Origin of the sequence: Oceanospirillum sediminis, assembly GCF_014164585.1 — a bacterium.
GTDB classification, from domain to species: Bacteria; Pseudomonadota; Gammaproteobacteria; order Pseudomonadales; family Halomonadaceae; genus Oceanospirillum; species Oceanospirillum sediminis.
Genome location: NZ_JACJFM010000208.1, coordinates 1 through 370 on the forward strand (window position 1 = coordinate 1; position 370 = coordinate 370).

Annotated in this window: 1 protein-coding gene; it reads right to left on the minus strand. The window is 34.3% G+C overall.

The genetic code is table 11. The features are described from left to right. Nucleotides 1–370, minus strand: a 370-nt coding sequence (locus tag H4O21_RS28430; protein WP_502243754.1) for a hypothetical protein, incomplete at both ends; no start/stop codon positions are given.

Consider the following 370-nt stretch of genomic DNA (forward strand, 5'->3'; position numbering starts at 1 on the left):
TATTCTTCCGTTCTTCAATTGCGGAAACTCTTCTAAAATCCTCTTCACCTGGAGATAAAGATGTGTTATTACTCAAAACGTCGGCAATAAAATTATCTGTTTGTGTTGGTATTTGTAAATCATTTCCACTATTGTAGTTTATACTTTGGGCAATATCGTTCAACCTTCGGTATGAAGAGGTGTAGACATTAAAATAATCCTGAATATCTAAATTTCTAACATATTGTATGTTAAATAAATCCAGTTGATTGGTAACCTTAGTACTAGGTCTCCAACTGTAACCAAGAATTCCACTTAAAGCTTGTTTATCCAAACCAATGTTTGTTTGCCCAGAACCTGACAGTGTAATCCTTGTGGATGTCGACATGTA